A 2,825-nucleotide genomic window follows, 5' to 3' on the forward strand; every position below is an offset into this window, starting at 1 on the left:
TCGCCGGTTAAAAGGGTACGCGAGCTGGGTTCAGAACGTCGTGAGACAGTTCGGTCTCTATCTGGTGTGGGCGTTAGGATATTTGAAGGGGAGTTCTCTTCAGTACGAGAGGACCTAGAGAAACGAATCTATGGTTTTCCGGTTGTCCTGCCAAGGGCAAAGGCCGGGTAGCTATATTCGGAAGGGATAAGCGCTGAAAGCATCTAAGTGCCAAGCCCCCCCCAAGACTAGATATCCCTGAGTCGCAAGACTCTGTAGGCCGGTCGTAGACTACGACCTTGATAGGCGTAAAGTGTAAGATCCGTAAGGATTTAAGCTAATACGTACTAATCGGCCAACCGGCTTGTCCTTATTTTTGTTCCACTTGGGTTATTTGGATAAGTAGTTTTTGCTCACATAAAATCTGTATGTAGTTGTTGACGCTTTGGAGTGCTTTTACCGAGGGGGAAACACCCGTTCCCATTCCGAATACGGCCGTTAAGCCCCTCAGGGCCGATGGTAGTGTAGTCGTAAGGCTATGCGAGAGTAGGTCAGTGCTCCTTTAAATAAAAAAACCGCTATTGATTAAGTTCAGTAGCGGTTTTTTTATTTACCCCGAGGCTACCTTAATATAGTTTCTAATACAGGTCGAACGAGGGGTAAACTGCACAATATGGCTTCTCATACAGGTTTGACGAAGTGTAAAATAAACAGGTATAACGAGGGGTAATTGAATAGGTTTAATCCATGTTAGATTCCACTTCTTTCTACGTCAATTATGACAGGAAGGAGGCGCGCAAAGGAAATAAATAACTTGACAAAAGTTATAGATATATATACAATTGTATATACAATCCATTGCGTAAAGAATTAATGAAGGGATTTAAATGGAATTTGCTGAAGAGTAAAAGGTTGAAACGCACAAGAGGCGTTTCGTTTGAAGAAATTGTTACGGCGAAGATTATAGATTTAAAAGATAACCCGCACAGGCAAAATCAGCAAATGCTGCTTTTTGAATATAGAAACTATATTTGGTTAGTTCCTTGCGTTGAAACGGAAACGCACTTATTTCTAAAGACTTTATATCCGAGTCGTAAATATACAAAACTTTATAAAAAGGAGATATCTAATGAGAAAAATCAAATTGACCAAGCAAGAAAAAGCTGCTGAGGATGCGTTGTTAAGAGGGGAATATGTTAGTGTAAGCAAAGAAAAATTCGCTGAAATAGCCTCTGCGCTTGAGGCCAGAAAAAAAGACGCCGTCTTGAATATCCGCGTGAATAGCTACGACTTAGAACATATTAAGCAAAAGGCGCAGAAATTAGGCATCAAGTATCAAACCTTTATTTCGGAGGTTCTGCATAGTGTTGCAGAAGCGTAAGATGAACAAAAAACTTAAGAAGATTCTTAAGCGTATAGAAAAAAGACCAATTGATCCGCTTTCGTTTCATTTGAGGCGGTTGGAAAGTACGAAAATGCTTTATGAGCAAAATCCAAATTTGCCATCAAACGTAAGAATTGCAAATGCCCAGTTAGTACAAAATGATATAATAGCTATTCAGAAACTGCCAAAGAAACGAAAAAGACTTTCTTCTATTTAGACAGGCAAGTTTTAGTATTATGCTACGAGGAAAAGGCGCTTGAGAAATCAGCGCCTTTTTTGTTTGTAATGAATTCTCGGGGTCCTGCCGCTGAAGTCTCCCCATTCCTGCGGACATGTTTGTCCTCGGAACGGGGATGCCCCTCTTCAGCGTCACCCCTCGGCAAGGGTTTTGTCTCGCCAGTTACCCGGAGATACTTTTTGTTCTTAATCCTACAATTATATTAGTTAATAATTTACTTGCTATTCTAGAATTACAGTAGTATCATTTCTTCATAACCACAAAGGTGCTTAATGGATATAAATTACATATTTAGGCAATTCTCTAAGTAAAGGGGATTGCCTTCTATTTTTATTAAAATGGGGGAGTTATGAAGACAATCAAAGTATTTGTTTCAGTTGCTCTTGTTATTTCAATAGCAGGTTGTTCAACATTCGTTCCTCATACTCAAAAAGTAAGTATAGTAGCTTCTGAACCCGATGCAAAGATTTATATAAATGGAGACTTAATTGGAACAGGTAGGGCAGAAACGAAGGTTCCTAGAAATAGGGATGCTTCAGTTATGGTGAAATGTGATGGTTATTATACGGCAACTAGGATGCTGTCAACTACGATGAGCGGGATAGGAGTAGTAGATATTATTTTCGGCTGGATTTGGCTTGTGCCGTGGCTTGGTCTTTTGTCTCCGGGTTCAAAAGAAATTGATACGCCAAACATAACTGTAGTGTTAGATAAGGAAAAGAAATAAGCAGTTATTGATAAACATAAATTGAAAGGAGGAAGAAATGAAAAAGAATATAGTATTTTTAGCGGGGATGTTTGTAATGATATTTTTGATATCTGGTTGTGCTAGCATGTATCCCCTAGGAGGTTTATATACCGGGGTAAAGGTCCCATATATGATGGGTGATGGTAAAGACATTAAGTACACAAAGATTGGGACAGCACAAGCAAATTCCATTCTTACTCTTGTTGCTACAGGTGATGCAAGTCTTGAAAAAGCGATTCAGAATGGTGGTATCACGACAGTCAAATATGTTGATTACCACGCAGATAACTTCTTGGGAATTTACGGAACATATACTACGACAGTATATGGAGATTAGTTTTTGGTAGACTATGTTATGCAGGGGGCTGGACTTAACCGTTCAGCCCTTTTTACTTAAACAAACTCGCGGGTCCTGTCTGTCGATCCACCTCGCCGTGCTCACTGTTCGTTGCGCGCGGCAAGGGCTTCGTCTCGAC

4 protein-coding genes and 2 rRNA genes are annotated in these 2,825 nt (G+C 40.1%); all 6 read left to right on the plus strand.

Annotated elements, in window-relative coordinates:
- Positions 1–351, plus strand: a 23S ribosomal RNA gene (locus PHC29_08800); the annotation flags it as partial.
- Positions 352–425: 74 nt separating this feature from the next.
- Positions 426–542, plus strand: a 5S ribosomal RNA gene (gene rrf, locus PHC29_08805).
- A gap of 566 nt (positions 543–1,108) precedes the next feature.
- A complete protein-coding gene (locus PHC29_08810) occupies positions 1,109–1,360 on the plus strand; it encodes a CopG family antitoxin (GenBank protein MDD5109576.1) in 252 nt (83 codons plus the stop codon).
- A gap of 1 nt (position 1,361) precedes the next feature.
- Positions 1,362–1,580, plus strand: coding sequence for a hypothetical protein (locus PHC29_08815; protein MDD5109577.1), 219 nt, complete (start codon positions 1,362–1,364; stop codon positions 1,578–1,580).
- A gap of 370 nt (positions 1,581–1,950) precedes the next feature.
- Positions 1,951–2,328: a hypothetical protein gene (locus tag PHC29_08820; protein ID MDD5109578.1), complete on the plus strand. Its 378-nt coding sequence runs from the start codon at positions 1,951–1,953 to the stop codon at positions 2,326–2,328.
- 37 nt (positions 2,329–2,365) lie between these two features.
- On the plus strand, positions 2,366–2,686 hold the full coding sequence (locus PHC29_08825; GenBank protein ID MDD5109579.1) for a TRL-like family protein: 321 nt from the start codon (positions 2,366–2,368) through the stop codon (positions 2,684–2,686).
- Positions 2,687–2,825 lie beyond the last annotated feature (139 nt).

It is taken from the genome of Candidatus Omnitrophota bacterium, from assembly GCA_028712255.1.
GTDB lineage: Bacteria > Omnitrophota > Gorgyraeia > Gygaellales > Profunditerraquicolaceae > UBA6249.